This window comes from Methylocella sp. (genome assembly GCA_037200525.1).
Taxonomy (GTDB): Bacteria; Pseudomonadota; Alphaproteobacteria; order Rhizobiales; family Beijerinckiaceae; genus Methylocapsa.
In genome coordinates, this window is the sequence record JBBCGG010000001.1 from 5,120,629 (window position 1) to 5,143,019 (window position 22,391).

A 22,391-nucleotide genomic window follows, 5' to 3' on the forward strand; every position below is an offset into this window, starting at 1 on the left:
CAGGCCCAGCCATTATCTTGCTTCGGATAGACCGGCCCGATAGGCTTACACAGATTAACTGCGGAAGGACCCGCTCCATCTTCGTCAGAAACGTCGTCGGCGACACCGTCTTGCCGTCGAGAATTGCATCTGCTTCATCATTCAGCCTCGCGCCATCATCTCAAGCGACATCTGTCAGCCGCCAGCGTCCAAGTGATTCAGACAGTCCCCTTTTTCTGAGACGGAGCCTGCGTCTGGCCAGACGGTCTGTTGAACCGAACTGTTGCGATATGCCGGACCCCCGCGTGATCCCGCAAACGGCTCATTTGTCGGTGCAGGCGTTCTAGGGGGAAGCTTTCTGGTCCGCCATGCGCTGTCGCAGACTCAGTGGGCGCATGTCCGTCCAAACGCTTGTAATATAATTAAGGCATTCGTCTTTATCGCCGGCCTTGCCGACGTCGCTCCAACCTGCCGGCACGGCTTGCTCGTGCGGCCAAATGGAATATTGCTCCTCGTGATTTACCAGTACGCGGAAAAGCTCATTATTGCCGTCGGCGTTCATTTTTCGGGCCTTGCTTTCAATGACAAAAATGTCGAAATGCTGCGCACCTCAGGATGCGATTGGAGCGAAAGAACCGACGAGTAAGTTTATTCGTCAATCTTCGATCGTTTTCTGCCACGGTTTTGTTTCACTCGAATGACAGAGATCATTTATTAGCAAATAAAGTCGGGCTCCCTGTGGCGCCAAGCGGCGCCTACGATGCGTATTCGGCAGCCTCGTAGTGATCCATTATCAAACGAAAGCTGCCTGGTGCCCGCTGCGCAGCGCGAGGGAAGATCGCAATTGACTGCGCCTCGCGAAAGCCGCGCGCTACTTTCAACAGAATCGAGAGCACGATGTTCGTTGGGCCTATTGAAACCCGCCAAGAAAAAGTTGTGCTGCCAAACGGCCTCGCTCTCAATGTCGTTGAGTGGCTTGGTGCAATAGGGACGCGTTCTAGTTATACTGTCTTGCTGATTCACGGCTTGGGCGACGCGGCGTGCGTCTGGCGCGATGTAGCTCCCCGGCTTGCTGGCCGATTCAGAGTCCTTGCGGTGGATCTGCGAGGTCACGGCGACTCTGACTGGGTCGGTGACGGCATCTACAAGGCGGACGCAATGGCAACCGACATCTCCCATCTTATGCGCTTACTTGCTATCGGCCGGATGGCAGTTGTTGGCCATTCTCTGGGCGGGGCTGTGGCGTTGCGCCTTGCCTCCATGTGTCCATCGCCGATCGAGCGAGTTATTCTGGCAGATTTCGGGCCAGATGCGGATCCTAAAATTACAGCCCACCTTAGACAGAGGCTCCGGGATGCTCATCGCCGTTATTCGTCAGTCGAAGACTATGCCGGCGTGTTGGCGGAACGGATGCCGCTCGCGGCGCACGATCTCTTGCAATGGATCGCAAAGGAAACGACTCATTGTTCCGGTTCAGGCACAATACGATTGAAGTATGATCCGGCAGTTGTGGCCAGTCGGGAGCCGGCCGCTACGTGGGTCGGCTCTTCAACAAATCATTCGGAAACTTGGAGGCTTTTGTCGGCGATCCGTTGCCCGGTCCTCGTACTAAGAGGCACTGCTTCCTCGGTTCTTTCTGCAAAAATTGCAAACAGGATGGCCCACGAAGTACTATCGCGAGGAACGCTCTCTGTGATTCCCCTAGCGGGACATTCGATCCAGATCGAAAATCCGGCTGCTGTGGGAAAGGCCTTGGAAAGCTTTCTCGACTCTGATCTTTCCCTGTCCTCGGATGCCAAAGAGCGATGCCGCCATGAGCAAAGCAAAAATGGCCTCCTAGATGTTTAGTCCCGCGGAGCGGTGATGCGGCGGAGCAGGTGCTGCAGGCTACTCAGCCCTCGTTGGACGGAGCCTCCGCCAGCTGTTTGAGACGCGGCGGGGGCAGCCAGACAGAAGCTATCGGATCACGATCGTTGGGCCTTGGGGACGAGAGCAGAAGCTTCCAAGGGGGTGGCGAAACGGCCCCGCTCCCGCGCGGGTTGGAGCCCCACGGTTTTTGGCCGGGCGATAGCTCGAGGGCCGATGGCGTCCCATCCTGATCACCGCAATCTTTACGGGCCTTCGAGCCTCTGAGCTTCGCGGCTTGCGCGGGTCTGATGTGGACCTCAAAAAAGCAGAATTGCACGTCAGGCAACGCGCCGATCGCTATAATGAGATCGGAAAGCCAAAGTCGGAGGCGGGTGAACGCTCAGTGCCGTTGGCCCCAATTGTCGAAAATACACTCCGGCAGTGGAGGCTTGCCTGTCCTAAGGGCGATCTCGACCTCGTTTTTCCGACTGCGGCCGGCGCGGTGGAGTATCACTCTAACATTATCAAATATGGACTTTTGCCTTCCCAGATCGCAGCGGGAGTAACGACACGACGTGTAGAGAAGACATGGAGAGGTAATAGTCGCCGCGAAGTACACGGGCTTGCATAGCCTGAGGCACTTCTTCGCAGCGGGGTGCATTAACCGGCGCGAGGATGGCGGTTTAGGTTTGACCGCGAAGATGGTGCAGGAGCGCCTCGGCCACTCAAACATCGCCATGACGATGGATACCTATTCGCGCTTGTTCCCGCGCGGCAACGACAGCGCGGAACTTGCGGCAGCCGAGCGCAGCCTGCTGGCATGAACACACGGCACAGGCGCGACATGCAACCGGCGAAACGATAGAAAATGAAGTAATATCAAATACGTGTATAGATTTGTGGCGGACTGTAAAAATACTGGTCAAAGGCGCCGGCCGCATACGCTTCATCTAGGCTCAGGACCTATTAAATTTGCCTGAGATGTGATTCCTGGTCTCCGCATGGGGAGGCTGGGATGAGTGATTTGTTTTTGTTGGGCGAGCGGCAGATGGCGCGGCTTGCGCCGCATTTTCCTCTGTCGCATGGCGTTCCGCGGGTTGACGACCGTCGGGTGGTCAGCGGAATCGTCTATGTGATCCGCAACGGCCTGCAATGGAAAGATGCGCCCAAGGATTACGGGCCGCACAAGACGCTTTACAATCGCTTCATCCGCTGGAGCCGGCTCGGCGTCTTCGACCGCATATTCGCCGCGCTCGCTGGCGAAGGTCCAAAGCCCGAGCGCATCATGATCGACGCCACGCATCTGAAGGCGCATCGCACAGCGGCGAGCCTGCTCAAAAAGGGGCTCTTCCCCGCCGTATCGGGCGCACGAAAGGCGGACTGAACTCGAAGCTCCACGTCGTTTGCGACGGCGCCGGCAAGCCCCTCGTCATGTTGCTCTCGGAGGGCCAGATGAGCGACCACAAGGGCGCGCGGCTGATGCTCAAGGCTTTACCGCCCGCTTCAATGTTGATCGCCGACAGGGGCTACGACAGCAACTGGTTCCGCGCCGCGCTGAAGGCCAGGGGCGTCGAGCCCTGCATCCCGCCAACCAGAAGCCGCAAGCTTCCCATTGCCTATGACAAGACGCTCTACCGCCAGCGTCACAAAATCGAGAACATGTTCGCCAAGCTCAAGGACTGGCGGCGCATCGCAACCCGCTATGATCGATGCGCCCACACCTTCTTCTCCGCCATCTGCATCGCAGCCGCCGTCCTCTTCTATCTCAATCAATGAGTCCTGAGCCTAGGTTTCTAGGCAGTAGTGACGAATTACCTGAGCATGATAGCAATAGCGGCGAGCAATACGAAGCCTCGGTAGTTTGCGAGGAGCTTGTCGTATCGGGTTGCGACGCGCCGGAACTGCTTCAGTTTATTGAAGAAACGCTCGACGAGATTGCGCTCCTTGTAGAGCGCCTTGTCGTAGGGGAGCGGCGCGCGGCGATTGGATTTTGATGGGATCACCGGCTCAGCCTCACGCATAAGAACAGCCTTGCGCAAGTGATTGGCGTCATAACCTTTATCGGCGATGATCGCATCGGCCGCAAAGCCTTCGATCAGGGCGTGCGCTTTTGTGATGTCGTTGCGCTGCCCAGGTCCGAGAAGGAGCCGAACGGGGTTGCCGAGCGCGTCTGTCGCGGCGTGGATTTTGGTGCTCAAACCACCGCGAGAGCGGCCCAGGCCTTGGGCATCCGCCCCCCTTTGGCGATCCTTGCGCCGGCCGCGTGCTGATGGGCGCGCACGATTGTTGAGTCGATCATCAGCCATTCGAGATCGGCCTCGGCGGTGAATGCCTCAAGAAATCCGTCCAAGGCGCCGCGCTCGATCCAGCGATAGTAGCGGCGTTTCACCGCCTGATGGTCGCCGAAGCGTTCGGGCAGATCGCGCCAGCGGCCGCCCGAGCGGGCCATCCATAACAGCGCGTCGACGAAGCGTCGATTGTCGCAGCGCGGCCCGCGCTGGCCGGCTCTTCCGCCTGGCACAAGATCACAAAGCCGCTCCCATTGATCGTCTCGCAGCGCATCGACATCCCGAATCATCAAGGCTGATCTCCAAAAATCAGCCTTGAATCATGGAAAGATCCTCGCGAGAATCCCCCAAACGCCGAATTCGTCACCACGGCCTAGTTGAACCTCTGACCACCTTCACGCGCCATTCCCTCTGTTCCATTCCCTGTGTTACAGCAGCAACCGATCCGGCAGCCGCCGAGATTGCGCCGTAACATCGATCCTGAAAACTTACGCGCCAATATGAATGAGGTTTGCATGCGTTATCATTTATTTGCCTTCCTGCTGCTGTTCGCGGCGCCCATGAATGTGGGGTTTGCCGCCGAACCGTGGCAAAGTTTGCCGCCCACGCCGCCGCCGGTTCAAGGCGAACGCTTAGGCCACGCGGGCGGTCAATGGCATCAGCCTTTTCTACGCCGAGATCGGAACCGGCTCACCCGTCGTGATGCTCCACGGCGGCCCAGCCAATTCCGACTATTTCGGCAACCAGGTGCGAGCGCTCGCCGAGCATCATCGCGTCATCCTGGTGGACAGCCGCGGTCACGGGCGCAGTACGCGCGACGAGCGGCCCTTCAGCTACGACCTGATGACCGACGACATTGTCGCCCTGCTCGACGTTCTTAAAATCCCTAAGGCCGACATCGTAGGGTGGAGCGACGGCGCAATCATAGGCCTCGACATGGCGATACGCTATCCTGACCGAGTAGCCCGAGTCTTCGCATTCGCCGCGAACACGCAGACTTCGGGCTTCAACGATGACGCCGAGAAGAATCCCGTCTTCGCCGCCTTTGTGGCGCGCGCCGGCGAGGATTACGCGCGTCTATCGTCGACCCCGGATCAATACAATGCTTTCCATACCCAGATCAGCAAGATGTGGGAAACGGAGCCCAATTGGACGGACGCGCAGCTGCGATCCATCAAATCGCTTGTGTTGGTCGCGGACGGCGACCATGACGAAGCGATCAAGCGAGCACATACGGAATATATCGCTGCTACGATACCCGGCGCGGGCCTGCTCATCCTGCCGAATGTGAGTCATTTCGCGTTCCTGCAGGACCCGGCCTTGTTCAACGCCGCGCTCTTGCATTTTTTGGGTGACAAGTAAGGGCTCCGCACAAGCGGGCGCCCCAACTCAGCCAGGCCCCCTCTCCGAAATCGGCGCCTGAAAACTGAGGCCGAGGTCCCACGGAAAATAGATCCAGGTGTCCTGCGAGACCTCGGTGACAAATGTGTCGACCAGGGGACGCCCCAGCGGCTTGGCGTAGACCGTCGCGATATGCGCTTTCGGCAGAAACGCGCGAACGATTTTCACCGTCGCGCCGGTATCGGCGAGATCATCGATGACGAGGAGCCCGCGCCCCTCGTCGCGGAGGATCTCCGGCGACGCGTTTTTCAGGACTTTGATCTTGCCCTGGGTTTTGTCGTTGACATAACTTGCAACGCAAATCGTGTCGATGATCCGCATATCGAGTTCGCGCGCGACGATCGCCGCGGGCACGAGGCCGCCCCGCGTGATCGCCACCATGCCGGAAAACTGCGATGTCGCGCTGAGCCGCCAGGCGAGCGCCCTCGCATCGCGGTGAAACTGATCCCAGGAGACGTGGAAGGCTTTTTCCATAGGAAGGTTGGTGGAAGCCGGTGGATTGGTCATCGTGATTGAGACCGCTCCGCCGCGAGCCGCGCGACCAACGCCTCGACCAAAGCGACGGCCGCGCCGACCTTTGCCGAATCTTTGCCGCGAACCACGATTTGATTGTGAAACGCCCCCGCCAGAAAGGACGGATAGGAGCCGATCGAAAGTTCGGGATTGGCCGCAGCCACCTCGCTCAAGCCGGCGGCGTAAGCGCCTTCGGGAAGATTGCCCGCCTCGATTGTCCTCGCCAGCACCTTGGCGCCCCGCGCGAGTTGCGGCGCGACGCGGTCAAGCATGGATTGCATGATCGCCGGAACGCCGGCCATGACGATGACATTGCCAATCCAAAAGCCGGGAGCTTTCGATATGTCGTTTTCGATCAGTGCGGCCCCATGCGGGATTCGCGCCATGCGCCGGCGCGCCGCATTGAGATCCTCGAGCTTGATTCGCTCCAGCAGCAGCTTGATCGCGCGCGGATCCTCGGAAATTGGAACGCCGAATGAGGCGGCGATCGCATCGGCGGTGATGTCGTCGTGCGTCGGGCCAATGCCGCCGGTCGTGAACAGGTAATTGTAGCGCGCGCGCAATGCGTTTACCGCTGCGACGATCTCAGCCTCGACATCGCCAACCACGCGAATCTCGCGAAGCTCAATGCCGATTTTGGTGAGATAATCAGCGATATAGCCGGTGTTCTTGTCCTGCGTGCGCCCAGACAGAATCTCGTCGCCGATGACGAGGACCGCCGCCGTCACGGAAACTGGTTGCGTCATGCTCGCTCTCCTCGGAGGTTGGAAACTCGCCCTTGCAGGATGACGCTCCCATGAGGGTTCAGCTTCGCAGCGCGGTTTCCAAACAAGCTCTTGCTCGCTTGCTAACATGAAATTGCGCCGGGTTCGACGGTTTCGGACGCAAAAGGCCGCGACGGCCGTTGCCGTTGTCCGCGATGGCGTCACAGATGAAATTGATCTGGGCCGGCTCCTACTCGCCCAAGATATGCAGCGCGATCTCGCGATTGTGCGGCGCGCTGCGATGCTCGAACAGATAGATCCCCTGCCAAGTCCCCAGCGCCATCCTGCCCGAGGCGATTGGTATCGAGAGCTGAACCTGCGTCAACGCCGACCGGATGTGGGCTGGCATGTCGTCCAGCCCTTCGGTCGCATGAACGTAGCGGGCGCCATCTTCCGGCGCGATCCGGCTAAAAAACGCTTCGAGGTCGGTTCGGACATCGCGATCGGCGTTCTCCTGAATAAGGAGAACGCCGATGTGTGCCGGCAGAACAGCGTCAGCAGGCCCGTCTCGATCCGCTGCGCACGCACCCAATCGGCGACTTCCCGCGTGAGCTCGACGAGCCCTTTGCCTTCGGTCGCAACGCGAAGCTGATGCAGCCCCTGACGCATCTACCGAACCTCGAAATCGTGCGGGGCGACGTCTTCCAAGCCCTCGAGCGTGAAATGCCACCATTCCTTGTCAAAGTTGACGAAGCCGTGCCGCCGCATCAGGCCGTCGAGCTTGGCGCGGTTCTGTTTCGCCGTTTCCGCGATCGCGGGGTTATTCGTGCCGGAGGCGGCGTCGAACAGATCGAAGGGCGTGCCGAAATCAAGGCCGATAAGCGCAAGATCGACGGCGACGCCGGTGGAATGCGCGGAAGCCTTGGCGATATAGCCAAGCTCGAACAGCGCCTGCTTGTCGAGGTGGGGATAATAGGCCGCTTTCATCGCCTGATCGGCCGGATCTTCCGCCCAGGCCATGAACGCCCGCGTCGCCTGTTGCGGCCGGTAGCAATCATAGACGACAAGACCGAGACCTTGGCTTTCAGCGTCCTTTTGCGCGGCGGCAACCGCCTCCGCCACTTCCCGCCGCAGCCAGCATTGTCCGGCGCAATAACCCGGAACCGGGCGACCCATGAAATTTTCACTGCCCGCGTATCGCATGTCCTGCTTGATGCGCGGCGCAACGTCCTTGAGGCGCACGAAGTTTTGCGGCGGAGTCTGCCCGCAGGCGGCGCCCTCGGCGCTATAGCGCAAGCTTGGCGACAGCACTGTCGCCTTGGCCAAAATCTCTTCGTTCATTCCTTGATCCTTATCCGGCCGCCGCAGGAATTTCGGCGTCTTTCGGCTAATTGGCGTTTAGGCCACAAACCTGTCGAAAAAAGGCCATCGATCCGTCGGCGCCTGAATATCTTCTCAATGTTCCTGAGCGAAGCTGAGGCGCTCATTGCGGAGACCCGCCTGCGGGCCTTCTGCGAGCGACGCCGCCTCTTGTTCCCCCGTCCCGCCGGGGCCACATCAGAGGTAGCTGGAGCGCCGAGGCGATTCGCGAATCGGCTGGCGGAGCGGTGTGAGTCACGCAGAGGAGCGCGTCGATGACCGACAGGAGTGGTTTTGACAGAATGACCGTTTCGGCTCCGAGTTACCTGCCGTCCAATCTGCCCGCGGCGGCGTTCGCGGGAGTGCGCACGCGGCGCATTTTTGCGTTCATTTTGGACTTCATCATCGTCTCGATTTTTTCCGCCGCCATATGGTTCGCGCTGACCATCCTGACGTTCGGGCTTTCGCTTCTGATTCTGCCTCCGATATTTCCCTTCGTCGCGTTTTTCTACAATGGGCTGACCGTCTCGGGCCACAAGATGGCGACCCCCGGCATGCAGGCGATGGATCTCGAGATGCGTCTCGTCGACGGGCAAAAGGTTCCGTTCCTGATCGCTGCAGCGCACGCAGTCCTGTTTTATCTCAGCACGATGTTTCTGCCGGTCTTTCTTATTTCTCTCGTCACGGAAGGCAAAAGATGCCTGCATGACATCATCGCCGGCGTGATCATTACGCGGCGGCCCTATTAAAAATTGAGTTTTCCATTTGCCCCCGCTCCAGAAAGAGTTAGCCTCTGTGTCTAAGAGATGAGAACGGGATCGAGGGGGCCAACGAGCTTGACGCGAGAACCGCGCGACGCACCGCAGTTCTATCTGACGGCACCATCTCCGTGTCCCTATCTCCCGGATCGGCAGGAGCGCAAGGTCTTCACCCATTTGATAGGCGGCCGCGCTGTCGCCTTGAACGATCAACTCACGCTCTCCGGCTTCCGTCGCTCGCAAACCATCGCCTATCGGCCGGCATGCGAACACTGCCGCGCCTGCGTGTCGGTGCGGGTGAAGGTCAATGAGTTTCGGCCCTCGCGCAACTTCCGTAGGGTTATGGATCAAAACAGCGATCTCGTGGGAATAGTCGGACACGCCGAACCGACCTCGGAGCAGTACTCGCTATTTCGCGGCTATCTCGACGCGCGGCACGGCGAAGGCGGCATGGCCGACATGACCGTGCTCGACTATTCGATGATGATCGAGGACAGCCACGTCGAAACCCGGCTCGTCGAATATCGGGCTCCGGACCCCGAGGCCAAAAGAGCTAGCGAAACGCAGCTTGTCGCCGCTTGCCTGACGGATCTGCTCGCCGATGGACTGTCGATGGTCTATTCTTTCTATGCTCCAGAGGAGCAGCAGCGCTCTCTTGGCACTTATATGATCCTCGATCATATCGAGCGGGCGCGCAGGCTCGGCCTGCCGCATGTCTACCTTGGCTATTGGGTCGAGGGGTCGCAGAAAATGGCCTATAAAGCGCGTTTTCTGCCGCAGGAGCGCCTCGGCATGAACGGCTGGGAACGCGTGGGGTAGGTTTTCCGCGCCGTTTACGAGATAGTCGCCTAGGCAGTAGTGACGAATTACCTGAGCATGATAGCAATAGCGGCGAGCAATACGAAGCCTCGGTAGTTTGCGAGGAGCTTGTCGTATCGGGTTGCGACGCGCCGGAACTGCTTCAGTTTATTGAAGAAACGCTCGACGAGATTGCGCTCCTTGTAGAGCGCCTTGTCGTAGGGGAGCGGCGCGCGGCGATTGGATTTTGATGGGATCACCGGCTCAGCCTCACGCATAAGAACAGCCTTGCGCAAGTGATTGGCGTCATAACCTTTATCGGCGATGATCGCATCGGCCGCAAAGCCTTCGATCAGGGCGTGCGCTTTTGTGATGTCGTTGCGCTGCCCAGGTCCGAGAAGGAGCCGAACGGGGTTGCCGAGTGCGTCTGTCGCGGCGTGGATTTTGGTGCTCAAACCACCGCGAGAGCGGCCCAGGCCTTGGGCATCCGCCCCCCTTTGGCGATCCTTGCGCCGGCCGCGTGCTGATGGGCGCGCACGATTGTTGAGTCGATCATCAGCCATTCGAGATCGGCCTCGGCGGTGAATGCCTCAAGAAATCCGTCCAAGGCGCCGCGCTCGATCCAGCGATAGTAGCGGCGTTTCACCGCCTGATGGTCGCCGAAGCGTTCGGGCAGATCGCGCCAGCGGCCGCCCGAGCGGGCCATCCATAACAGCGCGTCGACGAAGCGTCGATTGTCGCAGCGCGGCCCGCGCTGGCCGGCTCTTCCGCCTGGCACAAGATCACAAAGCCGCTCCCATTGATCGTCTCGCAGCGCATCGACATCCCGAATCATCAAGGCTGATCTCCAAAAATCAGCCTTGAATCATGGAAAGATCCTCGCGAGAATCCCCCAAACGCCGAATTCGTCACAACGGCCTAGAGCTTCACCCAAATCGATTGTTTTTCGGAAAACCGCGCGGCGGCAAACGTCCGGCTTCAGCGCGGTTGCCGATCCACTCGGCCAAATCGCCCCCTGCGACAGAAAAACTCCGCCCGGCCGAATCTTTCCAGGTAAGACCCTCGGCGAGGAAAAACACCTTGGCGTCGGCTATGCCGCCATCGCGGTATTTTTGCAGGCGCACGCCCTTTCCGCGCGCCATCTCAGGCATTTGGTCGAGCGGAAAGACCAGAATCTTGCGGTTTTCGCCGATGACCGCGACATGGTCGCCCACGGCCGGCCTGATGATGGCGGCCGTAGCAGGCTTGTCGATATTGAGCAAAACCTTGCCCTTGCGCGTGCCGCCGATCATCTCGTCCTGCGCGGCGATGAAGCCGCGTCCGTCGCTTGAGGCGACCAGCATTTTCGTCTCTGGCGCATAGGGCAGAACCGCGCTGATTGTCTCCCCTTCGCCGATATCGGCCATTAGCCGCAGGGGTTCGCCTTGGCTGCGTCCGCCCGGCAGTTTTCCCGCATCGAGGGTAAAAACCTTGCCATCGCTGGCGAACACGAGAATTTTCGACGTGGTCTCGGCAAAAAAAGCCGTGCTCAGCGCATCATCGCCCTTGAATTGCAAACTCGCCAAATCTGCGACCTGGCCCTTGAGGGCGCGAATCCACCCTTTTTCCGAGACTACGATCGTCACCGGCTCGCGTTCGACCAGAGCGCCCGAAAAATCGATGTCCGCGAGATCGGGCGCTTCCGCGAACTGGGTGCGGCGGCGGCCCAATTTGGTCTCGGGGCCATATTTTTTCTTAAGATCGCGAATCTGAGAGGTGATCGTCTTCCATTGCCTGACCTCGCTGCCGAGCAATGTCTCGATGTCTTCCTTCTCCTTGATCAGCTCGTCATGTTCGCGCCGCAGCTGCATTTCCTCCAGCCGGCGCAAACTGCGCAGGCGCGTGTCGAGGATGTAGTTGGCTTGCGTCTCCGAGAGCGCGAAGGCGGCTTGCAAGGCTTCCTTGGGTTCATCCTCCTCGCGGATGATGCGAATCACCGCGTCGAGATTGAGGAAGACCACCAGCATGCCGGCGAGAACTTCGAGCCGGTGCACAATCTGGCCGAGCCTATGCCGCGAGCGGCGCAGAAGCACGTCGCGGCGATGGTCGAGCCATTGCTGCAACGCATCCTTGAACGAGACGACGCGCGGGACGACGCCATCGACGAGCACGTTCATGTTCATCGGAAACCGGGTCTCGAGCTCGGTCAGCCTGAACAAATGCTCCATCAGAACTTCGGGATCGACGGTGCGCGAGCGCGGCTCGATGACGACGCGAACATCTTCGGCGGATTCGTCGCGGATATCGGCCACGAGCGGCAGTTTCTTGTCATTGAGAAGCTCGGCGATCTTTTCGATAAGCCGCGATTTCTGCACCATGTACGGAATTTCGGTGACGACGATCGCCCAGACGCCGCGCGCGCCTTCCTCTTTCGCCCAGCGCGCCCGCAGCCTGAACGAGCCGCGCCCGGTGCGGTAGGTCTCGGCGATCGACTCCTTGCTCTCAACCAGAACGCCGCCGGTCGGGAAATCCGGCCCCGGCGCAAAATTCAGCAATTGATCGGTCGTCGCATCAGAATGGGCGATCAAATAGAGCGCGGCGTCGCAAAGCTCGGCGAGATTGTGCGGCGGGATCGAGGTCGCCATGCCGACGGCGATGCCCTGCGCGCCATTGGCGAGCAGGTTCGGCAGCGCCGAAGGCAGCACGACCGGCTCCTGCTGGTCGCCCGAATAATTCTCGCGAAAATCGACCGAGTCCTCGTCAATGCCCTCGAGCAGCAGCCGGGCGATATCGGTCATCCGCGCTTCGGTGTAGCGATAGGCGGCGGCGCTGTCGCCATCGATATTGCCGAAATTGCCCTGCCCGTCGACCAGCGGATAGCGCGAGGAAAAATCCTGCGCGAGCCGGACCAAGGCGTCGTAAATCGCCTGATCGCCGTGCGGATGGAACGAGCCCATGACGTCGCCGACGATTTTCGCGCATTTCTTGAAGGCTGTTCCCGGATCAAGCCGCAGGATCTGCATGCCATAGAGAATGCGCCGATGCACCGGCTTCAGGCCGTCGCGCGCGTCCGGCAAAGCGCGGCCCATGATGGTCGAGAGCGCATAGGCGAGATAGCGCTCTTCTAGCGCATCGCGAAGATTGACAGGTACGGCGCCGCCGCCCGATGGCGGCGACGGAGGAGAAACGGTTTTTGCCATGCGGCAAGGCGTAAACGAGGCTTGGCTTCGGCGCAAGTTCCGTTTTTGTTCTTGGCGCGGATTCGGAAGCCATGCCGTTTGCAAATCGCGCAGGTAATAGAGCAATCTGAGCTGTTGCGTCATCCGATTCGATTTGGAGATGAAAATGTCGTTCCGTTATGTTCCGGTTCTCAGGACCTAAGGCTGGCGAGGCGGAGGCACTAGGTAATTTGTCCGAGTCGGCAAAATCCCGAATTTTCCCTGTGATAAAAGCAACCGCCAGCATTCCTGTTACATTTCAACCGAATATGATTGCCAAACTGCCTGGATTTTCGATTGCTCTCGACGGGGCATATAACTTATCCGAGACCGGATCCCCGACAGCCTTTATTTCGCTTTTCAACGGGTTAGGCATGGGTGGACTTCCGGTTATACCCGCGATGTCCGTTAACCCAGACGGCGTCTATCTGCGAACCGTAACTAGCCTAATTAACAAATTTGGGCGAGGTCTAGTTATTCAAACTTCACTCGCAGAATTGCCGAACGTATAAGCTTGGGCCGCTGGATTAAAGTGGAATCTCTCCGAAGTAGATCTGATTATAGAGATCGGAGGCGTTGCTGAGCACAACCCGAGTTTGCTGGCCGGATATATCGAACATACTCTAAGGCCTATTTTTAAGGCCAAGCAGGCATGGCGATCAACGACACTGAACTCTTGGAGCGCGCCAAAGGATCATGGTGGCCTTGCACATGGAAGAAATTTGGTACCCCGCAGAGATTGGCAACTGTGGCAGCGATTAGCTACTATGAACTTGTCATTTCAGTTGGATTACTCCGATGTTGGGCACGTCCATCCTTCGTTAGACGAAGTTCCCGGATACGCGATGGCGAACGCAACAGTTAGTGTGCGATATACTATTGACGATAATTGGATCATCAAAGGAGTTGCGACGACCGGTTCGAACGGGCAGTCTATGGCGGCTCAGTATCGCAATCATGCGAGAGCATTGGAGCGGCAGTTTAATTCCGTGCCCAACTGTTGGGGAGATGATCGCATCCGTCACTATGCAACGACGACCGCCGGCGCTGGCGGTCGTCCCCAATGGGCTGCCGTTTTATTAAACCGTCATGTTTCTTTTATTTGCGAGACGCTGCCCTAGCCAATTTTCTCGGGCCTTTAAAGCGGTGCGTGCCTCAAAGCGGAGATCGTCAATAGGGATTTCAGCAGCCAGTCTACGAACGATTACGTCGGCTGGCTTGCTCTTGAACCCATCAACTCTCCCGTACTTTTTCAGAACCGCGATCGCCTCTGTGCGCCAAAAAAGCCGCGCAACCTGAATCGGGTTAATGGCAGGATTCATTTGGGCAACGCGAGCCTGTCCAATACGGACACTGGAATTTTCACTCCAAACCGCTGCTAGCAGACCCCACCATTTCGGCACTAAGCTGTCCGCTTTAATTAGGTGCTTTTCCGCAACCCCTAGGCCGTGGTGACGAATTCGGCGTTTGGGGGATTCTCGCGAGGATCTTTCCATGATTCAAGGCTGATTTTTGGAGATCAGCCTTGATGATTCGGGATGTCGATGCGCTGCGAGACGATCAATGGGAGCGGCTTTGTGATCTTGTGCCAGGCGGAAGAGCCGGCCAGCGCGTGCCGCGCTGCGACAATCGACGCTTCGTCGACGCGCTGTTATGGATGGCCCGCTCGGGCGGCCGCTGGCGCGATCTGCCCGAACGCTTCGGCGACCATCAGGCGGTGAAACGCCGCTACTATCGCTGGATCGAGCGCGGCGCCTTGGACGGATTTCTTGAGGCATTCACCGCCGAGGCCGATCTCGAATGGCTGATGATCGACTCAACAATCGTGCGCGCCCATCAGCACGCGGCCGGCGCAAGGATCGCCAAAGGGGGGCGGATGCCCAAGGCCTGGGCCGCTCTCGCGGTGGTTTGAGCACCAAAATCCACGCCGCGACAGACGCGCTCGGCAACCCCGTTCGGCTCCTTCTCGGACCTGGGCAGCGCAACGACATCACAAAAGCGCACGCCCTGATCGAAGGCTTTGCGGCCGATGCGATCATCGCCGATAAAGGTTATGACGCCAATCACTTGCGCAAGGCTGTTCTTATGCGTGAGGCTGAGCCGGTGATCCCATCAAAATCCAATCGCCGCGCGCCGCTCCCCTACGACAAGGCGCTCTACAAGGAGCGCAATCTCGTCGAGCGTTTCTTCAATAAACTGAAGCAGTTCCGGCGCGTCGCAACCCGATACGACAAGCTCCTCGCAAACTACCGAGGCTTCGTATTGCTCGCCGCTATTGCTATCATGCTCAGGTAATTCGTCACTACTGCCTAGAGTTACACGATCAAACACCTCATCATAGAGAGTGGCTTGACGTGGTAATCGATCAAGCGTGTCTCTTGCACTCTTTAGCTCAATGCCATGGAATTCGCCGTTTATGACGGCTACATCGACTCGAACTGAACCAGCCCAAATGCCCATTTCTTCGATAATTCGGGTATCCTGATCGCCATCGTGGGCAGATTCCAAATGACGTCGAATAGCTAATCGTACATCGATATCGTGCATTTCCTCGCCAGATCGTAGGGCCGAATCAACACTCAAATTCAGGTTAAAGCCAATTAATTTTCTATTTATGTGAAAAATTCTATCCTATCTTTGCTCAGCCGAGTTCGCCGAAGACTTGCCTAAGCCGCTGCTCCTTGAATTTGTCTTGGTTTGCGATGTATCTCGAAGGCCCTCCCTCAATTAGTAGGTGGGGTGCTGAGCACTCCGTCATGCCTTGGAACGCTCACCGCGCTCTCGCCAAAACCCGCTCGCTTAAAACGGCAGATTAAAAACCCGGCCCGGCACGAGTTCGCCCTTCTCCACCGCGCCAACGGCGATCACCACGCCGCCGCAGGCGGCATAGGCCGAGCCGTCCATCGGCGCATCGGCGCCGCGCAGCAAAATGGATTGGCCGCGCCGGAGTTTTGCGGCGGCGTCGCGGTCGACCATGACGCGGGGCAATTCCATGAGGCCCGCCTCGACGCGGCGCATGACCTTGGCGTCGATGACGCCCTCCTCGAGATCGCTCAAACTTACGGCGTCGGCCTCGCTGAAAGGCCCGACGCGGGTCCGGCGCAAGGCAGTGACGTGGCCAAGACAGCCGAGCAGCCGGCCAAGGTCGCGGGCGATGGCGCGAACATAGGTTCCTTTGCCGCAGCGCGCCTCAAAAACGGCCTCGTCGGGATCGGCGGAAAGAAGGTCGAGCGCGTGAATCGTCACCGGTCGGAAGGCCAGATCCGGCATTTCTCCATCGCGGGCAAGATCATAGGCGCGCTCGCCATTGATCTTGATCGCTGAAAAGGCCGGCGGCTTTTGCTGGATCGTCCCGACGAACTTCGGCAATTCCGCGAGGATGTCCGCTTTCGAGGACCGCAGATCGGAATGCGCTACGCTCTTGCCATCGGAATCGTCGGTGTCGGTCTCGACGCCCCAACGCACCGCAAAGCGATAGGCTTTTTCGCCATCCTGCACGAAGGGCACGGTTTTTGTCGCTTCGCCGAAAGCGATCGGCAAAATGCCCGAAGCCAAAGGGTCGAGCGTGCCGGCGTGGCCGGCTTTTTTGGCGTTGAAGATGCGCTTCAATCGCGACACGGCGTGGGTTGAGGTCATGCCGACGGGCTTATCGAGCACAACCCAGCCATCGATGTCCTTGCGGGTGGACGCCGTCATTCGGGTTTTTCCGTCGAAGCGCCCTGCTCCGGCGTCTCCGCTTTGGCCTCAAGATCGCGCTTCACCTCGGGCGAATTGAGCAAGGCGTCGATCTTGCTGCCATAGTCAAAGCTGGGGTCGGATTTGAAGCGAACGTCGGGCGCAAATCTCAGATTAATGCGGCGAGCTATCTCGCTGCGGAGCATTTTCTTGTGCCGGTCCAGCGCCGCCAGAACATCAGCGACGTTCTTGCCGCCAAGCGGCATGACATAAACCGTCGCGAGCTTCAGATCGGGACTCATGCGGACATCCGGAACGGTGACGACTTGCCCTTGCAGAGCTGGATCATTGATTTCCGAGCGGGCTAAAAGCTCGGACATCGCGTGGCGGACAAGCTCCCCAACGCGCAACATTCTTTGCGAAGGCTGGGCGCCCTGCTGATGATGAACTCTGGACAATGTTGGAACTCCGACGCTTCTCAGCGTTGATTTTCGGACTTTTTCCCGCCCTCAAAAGCCATTGGCTTTTCGAAAGGCATGCGAACTGCGGATTGCAAATGTCTCATGGGCCGCGCAAGGCCCCGAACCAATCCGACGGCAATGGAAAGATCGGTTGCCCGATGATCCATCGCCGCCAGCATGACATTCGTTGAGGCCAGAGCTTTATAGCGAGCGCTGGATCTCCTCGACGCGATAGCATTCGATGACGTCGCCGACGCGCATATCCTGATAGCTCTCGAAAGCCATGCCGCATTCCTGACCGGCGACGACTTCCTTGACCTCATCCTTGAAGCGCTTGAGCGTTGACAGCTTGCCTTCGTGCACCACGACATTGTCGCGGATGAGGCGAACATTGGCGCCGCGCTGCACGGTTCCATCGGTGACGCGGCAACCGGCGACCTTGCCGACCTTGGTAATATTGAAGACCTCGAGGATCTCCGCATTGCCAAGCATATCTTCGCGCAGGGTCGGCGAAAGAAGTCCCGACATCGCCGCTTTCACGTCATCGACGATATTGTAGATGACGTTATAATAGCGAATCTCAAGGCCGGACTGATCCGCCAACTGGCGCGCTTCTTTATGGGCGCGGACATTGAAGCCAATCAAAGCCGCTCCCGAAGCTTCCGCCAAGGTGACGTCCGACTCGGTAATTCCGCCCACGCCGGCGTGAATGATGCGCGCAGCCACCTCATCGGTGTTGAGCTTCTCGAGCGTTGCGATGATAGCCTCGACCGAGCCCTGGACATCGCCTTTGATGACCAGCGGAAACTCTTTGCGGCCCGCTGTCTTGAGCTGGCTCATCATATCGGCGAGAGAACCGCGCGCCAGATTGCCGCGAGCGGCGGCCTGTTCGCGTTTCTGTCTGTCGCGATATTCGGCGATTTCACGCGCTCTGGCTTCGTTTTCCACGACGGCGACGCGATCGCCAGCTTCGGGCGAGCCCGAAAAGCCCAGAACCTCGACCGGCGTCGAAGGGCCAGCCTCCTGCCTCGTCTCGCCCTGGTCGTTGAGCAAGGCGCGCACGCGGCCCCACTGCGAACCGCCGACGATGAGGTCGCCGACCCGAAGCGTGCCGCGCTGCACGAGCACGGTGGCGACCGGGCCGCGGCCCTTGTCCAGCCGCGCCTCGATGACGGTGCCTTCGGCCGGGCGATCCGGATTGGCTTTGAGGTCGAGCAATTCGGCCTGCAAGGCGATCAGATCGAGCAGCTTGTCGAGATTGATGTTCTTCGTCGCCGAAACCTCGACCTCGAGCGTTTCGCCGCCGAGCGATTCGACTTGAACCTCATATTGCAGCAATTCGTTGCGCACGCGCTCGGGCTTGGAGTCCGGCTTGTCGATCTTGTTGATCGCGACGATGATCGGCACATGAGCGGCGCGGGCGTGGCTGATCGCCTCCGCCGTCTGCGGCATGACGCCGTCATCGGCCGCGACGACCAGCACGACGATATCCGTGACCTTGGCGCCGCGCGCGCGCATCGCCGTGAAGGCTGCGTGGCCTGGCGTGTCGATGAAAGTAACCGGAACGCCATTCGCGGCGACGACCTGGTATGCGCCGATGTGTTGCGTGATGCCGCCGGCCTCGCCGGAGACGACATTGGCGTGGCGGATGGCGTCCAGCAGCGAGGTCTTGCCGTGATCGACGTGCCCCATAATGGTCACCACCGCGGGGCGGGTGACTGGGCGTCCGTCGGCGTCAGGCGTGTCGAACAGGCCTTCCTCGACGTCGGACTCTGCGACGCGCTTCACGGTGTGGCCGAGTTCTTCGGCGATGAGCTGCGCCGTATCGGCGTCGATCACATCGGTGATCTTGGCCATCTGGCCCTGTTTCATCATGAGTTTGATCACGTCGACGCCGCGTTCCGACATACGGTTGGCGAGCTCCTGAATCGTGATCGTCTCCGGCAGGATCACTTCACGCGCCAGCTTTTCCTTAGCTTCGCTGACGTGGCCTTTGAGGCGCTGGGTGCGGCGCCGGAAGGCGGCGATCGAGCGGGTGCGCTCATCTTCCTCGCCGGTAGCGCTGGCGACGGTCAGACGGCCGCGGGTCTTTTGTTCGGCGCCCTTGACCGGGCGGGCGATGATAACCTTCGTGGGCAAGCCCGGACGGCGAATGATGCGCTTGGCTTCCTCTTCCTCGACGGTCGCGGGACGCGCGACGGCGGAGAGGCCGACCGGAGCCGGAGCTGCCGCCGCTGGGGCCGGGGAGGGCGCCGTGGGAGACGACGGCATGGGGGTCTTGCGGGCGGCGGAGGCGGCTGGCGCAGGCGCAGGTTCGCCGCCGGCCAGACGCCGCTTGGCTTCCGTTTCCGACCGGCGTTTTGATTCTGCTTCGAGAGCGCGGCGAGCGTCCTCCTCGCGTTTGCGAGCTTCGGCCGCAGCCCGCTCCTCGCGTTCGCGGTTTTCGCGCTCCTCGCGGGCTTTTGCTTCGATCTCGGCGCGCTTGCGGTCTTCGACCTCGCGCTCATGCGCCCCCGACAATGCGCGGGAGCGCGCCTCGCGCTCTTCTTCGGTCAAGGAGCGCAAGATGACGCCGGACGACGAACGCGGCGGAGGCCCCCCTTGCGGGCGCACGGGCTTCTGTTGCGGACGCGGCGGCTGCGGCGCAACGACGGGCGCCGGCGGCGCTTCCGGCGCGCCGGCCTCGCGCGCCTGACCCGGCTCGCCGGCGACGACGCGCCGCTTCACCTTCTCAACGACGACCGCTTTCGTGCGGCCATGCGAAAAGCTCTGGCGCACGATGCCAGCCTCGACCGGACGCTTCAACGACAGCGTCTTGGTCGGAGCGACAGTCAGCGTATGATCACCGGGGTTCTTGGTTTCACTCATAAGTCTCGCGTTCCCGGGCTCGCGCCCCTTCTAAATTCAATGCGCCAGCCTCGCGACCGGCCTGGAGCATTTTCAAGCCGAGCGGCTCCCGCCTTGCGCCAGAAAATGCATAGCCAAAACCTAGCGCTCTTTCATGGCTCTTTGAGACATGAACCAGCTCTACACTCCAAATTCAATCCGCTTCCGACTCAAACGGCAGATTCGGCGTCCCGGCTTCGGGTTGTTCCGCGCGGTACATCGCCAATTTGCGGCAACGTCCGATGAAAGCTTCGCTCGCCGAACCTGAGAGCAGAGCTGCATGTATCACATTAGCCCGCCCTAACGCCAAATCCAATTGATCCGATCGAAACAGTTCTATGCGCGGCCGCGCCGCGGCGTCGCCAAAGCGTCGCCGCAAGCTTTGCCCGAGCTTGCGAACGCCGTCAGCGCCGCCATCGGAAGCATGGACGAGGCCGGCGACAGCGGCTCCCGCGATTGTTTCCTCAACCTTGCCGAACCCCGTCACTACCTGCCCCGCCTTATTGACGATCGACAAGGCCTGGAGACAATCCTGCATCAAAAGCGCTTCGATCTCCGCCGCCAACCCCTCCGACGCGACCACTTTCGCCTTAAATCCCCGCGCAAAAGCCTGACGTTTGACCGCCTCGGCGACTCGGCGACCGCTCGCCGTCACCCAAACGCCACGCCCGGGCAATTTCGCCCGGATGTCCGGGACGACGACGGCGCCCGGTCCAACGACAAAACGAATCATGTCCTGCGGCGAGCCTTTCGTCCGCGTGACGATGCAGGTTCGCTCCGGTCCGTTCTCCGCGTCAGTCGGCTCGGCCATCGCCAGCATAGATGCTCCTTGAGCGCGATTTTCGGAAAGCCCGGCCTTCCCAATAAAATCATGCGTCAAAACAAAGAGATGAAACGCATAACCGCTTCACCTTGAAACGATCGTCTAACTTCCGAGCTCGTGCTCGAGAGAATCTTCAGCCACCGGCTCGGGAACGGCGTCGATCCAGCCCGCATGCACGCGCGCGGTCATGATCATGGTCTCGGCCTCCTCGCGCGTAATCTCGAATCCGTCGAGGAAACCAGCATTTTTGATGGTCTCGCCATCCTTGCGCTCGCTCCAGCCGACAAGATCGTCCGTCGCGCAGCCGGCGAGATCCTCGACCGTTTTGACGTCGTTCTCGCCGAATTTGACGAGCATCGCGGTCGTGACGCCGGCGACCTGCTTCAGCTCATCCGACACCCCAAGCTCCAGCCGCCGAGCGTCCTGCTCGGCCTCGAGCTTGGCGAGATAATCATGCGCGCGCGCCTGAATCTCCGCGGCGGTGTCTTCGTCAAACCCCTCGATCGTCGCCAATTCCGCAGGCTCGACAAAAGCCAGCTCCTCGACCGAGCGGAACCCTTCCGAGGCGAGCAATTGACCAACAACCTCGTCAACGTCGAGCGCATTCATGAATATATTGGTGCGTTCGACGAATTCTTTTTGACGGCGCTCGGATTCTTCAGCCTCGGTGAGAATATCGATGTCCCATCCGGTAAGCTGCGAGGCGAGCCGCACATTCTGGCCGCGCCGTCCAATCGCTAAAGATAATTGGTCATCGGGCACCACAACTTCAATACGCGCGGAATCCTCGTCCAGCACAACCTTGACGACTTCCGCCGGCTGCAGCGCATTGACGATGAATGTGGCGGCGTCCGGCGACCAGGGGATGATGTCAATCTTCTCGCCCTGCAATTCATTGACGACCGCCTGCACGCGAGAGCCTCGCATGCCGACGCAGGCGCCGACCGGATCGATCGAGGCGTCGCGCGAAATCACCGCGATTTTCGCGCGGGAGCCAGGGTCGCGCGCGACCGACTTCACCTCGATGACATTGTCGTAAATTTCCGGCACTTCCTGCTGGAACAGCTTGGCCATAAACTGCGGATGCGTGCGCGACAGGAAAATCTGCGGTCCGCGCTGTTCGCGGCGCACATCATAAACATAGGCCCGCGCGCGATCACCGGGGCGAAACATTTCGCGCGGGATCATCTCATCGCGCCGGATTGTCGCTTCGCCGCGGCCAAGGTCAATGATCACATTGCCATATTCGACCCGTTTGACGACGCCGTTGACGATATCGCCGATCCGATCCTTGTATTCCTGATATTGCCGGTCGCGCTCCGCTTCGCGGACCTTCTGCACGATCACCTGTTTGGCCGACTGCGCGGCGATCCGCCCGAAATCGAACGGCGGCAAGGTTTCAGCGATCCAATCGCCGACCTGCGCCGCAGGATTTTTCTTGCGCGCCTCGCTCACCGTGATGTGGATGGCGTCGTTTTCGATCTGGTCGACGACGAGAAGCAGACGCGAAAACCGGATTTCCCCGGTTTTGGGATTGATCTCGGCGCGAACTTCCGTCTCCTGGCCATAGCGGGAGCGCGCCGCCTTCTGGATCGCGTCCTCCATGGAGGTCAGGACGATCTGCCGGTCGATCGACTTTTCCCGCGCGACGGCGTCGGCAATCTGCAGAAGTTCGAGCCTATTGGCGCTGACGGCCATTTT

At 59.7% G+C, this 22,391-nt stretch carries 15 protein-coding genes and 6 pseudogenes; 8 read left to right on the top strand and 13 right to left on the bottom strand.

Going from position 1 to position 22,391, the window contains the following annotated elements:
- Positions 1-322 precede the first annotated feature (322 nt).
- On the bottom strand, positions 323-541 hold the full coding sequence (locus tag WDN46_25130; GenBank protein MEJ0096574.1) for an MbtH family NRPS accessory protein: 219 nt from the start codon (positions 539-541) through the stop codon (positions 323-325).
- Between the two features lie 335 nt (positions 542-876).
- On the opposite strand from WDN46_25130, the gene WDN46_25135 reads away from it, so the two are divergent.
- The 4 genes and pseudogenes from WDN46_25135 (at position 877) to WDN46_25150 (ending at position 3,603) form a co-directional block, all read left to right on the top strand.
- Positions 877-1,827 carry an alpha/beta hydrolase gene (locus tag WDN46_25135; GenBank protein ID MEJ0096575.1) on the top strand — a complete coding sequence of 317 codons (951 nt, stop codon included), beginning with the start codon at positions 877-879 and terminating at the stop codon, positions 1,825-1,827.
- 223 nt (positions 1,828-2,050) lie between these two features.
- A pseudogene (locus WDN46_25140) lies at positions 2,051-2,651 on the top strand (site-specific integrase).
- A 224-nt stretch (positions 2,652-2,875) separates the two neighbouring features.
- A pseudogene (locus tag WDN46_25145) lies at positions 2,876-3,013 on the top strand (transposase).
- Positions 2,980-3,603, top strand: a complete 624-nt coding sequence (locus tag WDN46_25150) for an IS5 family transposase (protein MEJ0096576.1) — start codon at positions 2,980-2,982, stop codon at positions 3,601-3,603. Before WDN46_25145 ends, WDN46_25150 begins: the two are co-directional and overlap by 34 nt.
- Positions 3,604-3,638: 35 nt before the next feature.
- Here the strand turns inward: WDN46_25150 and WDN46_25155 are convergent.
- Positions 3,639-4,405 (bottom strand): annotated as a pseudogene (locus WDN46_25155) (IS5 family transposase).
- A gap of 412 nt (positions 4,406-4,817) precedes the next feature.
- Between WDN46_25155 and WDN46_25160 the strand changes: the two are divergent.
- Positions 4,818-5,477 carry an alpha/beta hydrolase gene (locus WDN46_25160; GenBank protein MEJ0096577.1) on the top strand — a complete coding sequence of 220 codons (660 nt, stop codon included), beginning with the start codon at positions 4,818-4,820 and terminating at the stop codon, positions 5,475-5,477.
- Between the two features lie 27 nt (positions 5,478-5,504).
- On the opposite strand, the gene gpt is transcribed toward WDN46_25160, so the two are convergent.
- From gpt to WDN46_25180, 4 genes and pseudogenes are all read right to left on the bottom strand, one after another.
- Positions 5,505-6,023, bottom strand: coding sequence for a xanthine phosphoribosyltransferase (gene gpt / locus WDN46_25165; GenBank protein MEJ0096578.1), 519 nt, complete (start codon positions 6,021-6,023; stop codon positions 5,505-5,507).
- Positions 6,020-6,775: a molybdopterin-binding protein gene (locus WDN46_25170; GenBank protein ID MEJ0096579.1), complete on the bottom strand. Its 756-nt coding sequence runs from the start codon at positions 6,773-6,775 to the stop codon at positions 6,020-6,022. Before WDN46_25170 ends, gpt begins: the two co-directional genes overlap by 4 nt.
- A 208-nt stretch (positions 6,776-6,983) precedes the next feature.
- Positions 6,984-7,402, bottom strand: a pseudogene (locus tag WDN46_25175) (secondary thiamine-phosphate synthase enzyme YjbQ).
- Positions 7,403-8,074 (bottom strand): M15 family metallopeptidase, encoded by a 672-nt coding sequence (locus WDN46_25180; protein MEJ0096580.1) that lies wholly within the window; start codon positions 8,072-8,074, stop codon positions 7,403-7,405.
- Positions 8,075-8,367: 293 nt separating this feature from the next.
- Here WDN46_25180 and WDN46_25185 point away from each other — a divergent pair, with 293 nt between their 5' ends.
- Positions 8,368-8,841, top strand: coding sequence for an RDD family protein (locus WDN46_25185; protein MEJ0096581.1), 474 nt, complete (start codon positions 8,368-8,370; stop codon positions 8,839-8,841).
- Between the two features lie 87 nt (positions 8,842-8,928).
- Positions 8,929-9,669, top strand: coding sequence for an arginyltransferase (locus WDN46_25190; GenBank protein ID MEJ0096582.1), 741 nt, complete (start codon positions 8,929-8,931; stop codon positions 9,667-9,669).
- A gap of 47 nt (positions 9,670-9,716) precedes the next feature.
- On the opposite strand, the pseudogene WDN46_25195 reads toward WDN46_25190, so the two are convergent.
- Together WDN46_25195 and parC are read right to left on the bottom strand one after the other, a co-directional pair.
- Positions 9,717-10,483 (bottom strand): annotated as a pseudogene (locus WDN46_25195) (IS5 family transposase).
- Between the two features lie 91 nt (positions 10,484-10,574).
- Positions 10,575-12,827, bottom strand: a complete 2,253-nt coding sequence (parC, locus tag WDN46_25200; protein MEJ0096583.1) for a DNA topoisomerase IV subunit A — start codon at positions 12,825-12,827, stop codon at positions 10,575-10,577.
- A gap of 1,546 nt (positions 12,828-14,373) precedes the next feature.
- Here parC and WDN46_25205 point away from each other — a divergent pair.
- Positions 14,374-15,140, top strand: a pseudogene (locus WDN46_25205) (IS5 family transposase).
- A gap of 504 nt (positions 15,141-15,644) precedes the next feature.
- On the opposite strand, the gene truB reads toward WDN46_25205, so the two are convergent.
- The 5 genes from truB to nusA all read right to left on the bottom strand — a co-directional run bounded on the left by truB (position 15,645) and on the right by nusA (position 22,388).
- Positions 15,645-16,541 (bottom strand): tRNA pseudouridine(55) synthase TruB, encoded by an 897-nt coding sequence (gene truB, locus WDN46_25210; protein ID MEJ0096584.1) that lies wholly within the window; start codon positions 16,539-16,541, stop codon positions 15,645-15,647.
- Positions 16,538-16,978: a 30S ribosome-binding factor RbfA gene (gene rbfA / locus WDN46_25215; protein ID MEJ0096585.1), complete on the bottom strand. Its 441-nt coding sequence runs from the start codon at positions 16,976-16,978 to the stop codon at positions 16,538-16,540. The genes truB and rbfA overlap by 4 nt, the downstream gene beginning before the upstream one ends.
- Before the next feature lie 204 nt (positions 16,979-17,182).
- Positions 17,183-19,849 carry a translation initiation factor IF-2 gene (infB, locus tag WDN46_25220; GenBank protein MEJ0096586.1) on the bottom strand — a complete coding sequence of 889 codons (2,667 nt, stop codon included), beginning with the start codon at positions 19,847-19,849 and terminating at the stop codon, positions 17,183-17,185.
- A gap of 172 nt (positions 19,850-20,021) precedes the next feature.
- Positions 20,022-20,687 carry an RNA-binding protein gene (locus WDN46_25225; GenBank protein MEJ0096587.1) on the bottom strand — a complete coding sequence of 222 codons (666 nt, stop codon included), beginning with the start codon at positions 20,685-20,687 and terminating at the stop codon, positions 20,022-20,024.
- Positions 20,688-20,792: 105 nt separating this feature from the next.
- A complete protein-coding gene (gene nusA, locus WDN46_25230) occupies positions 20,793-22,388 on the bottom strand; it encodes a transcription termination factor NusA (protein MEJ0096588.1) in 1,596 nt (531 codons plus the stop codon).
- Positions 22,389-22,391: the final 3 nt, after the last annotated feature.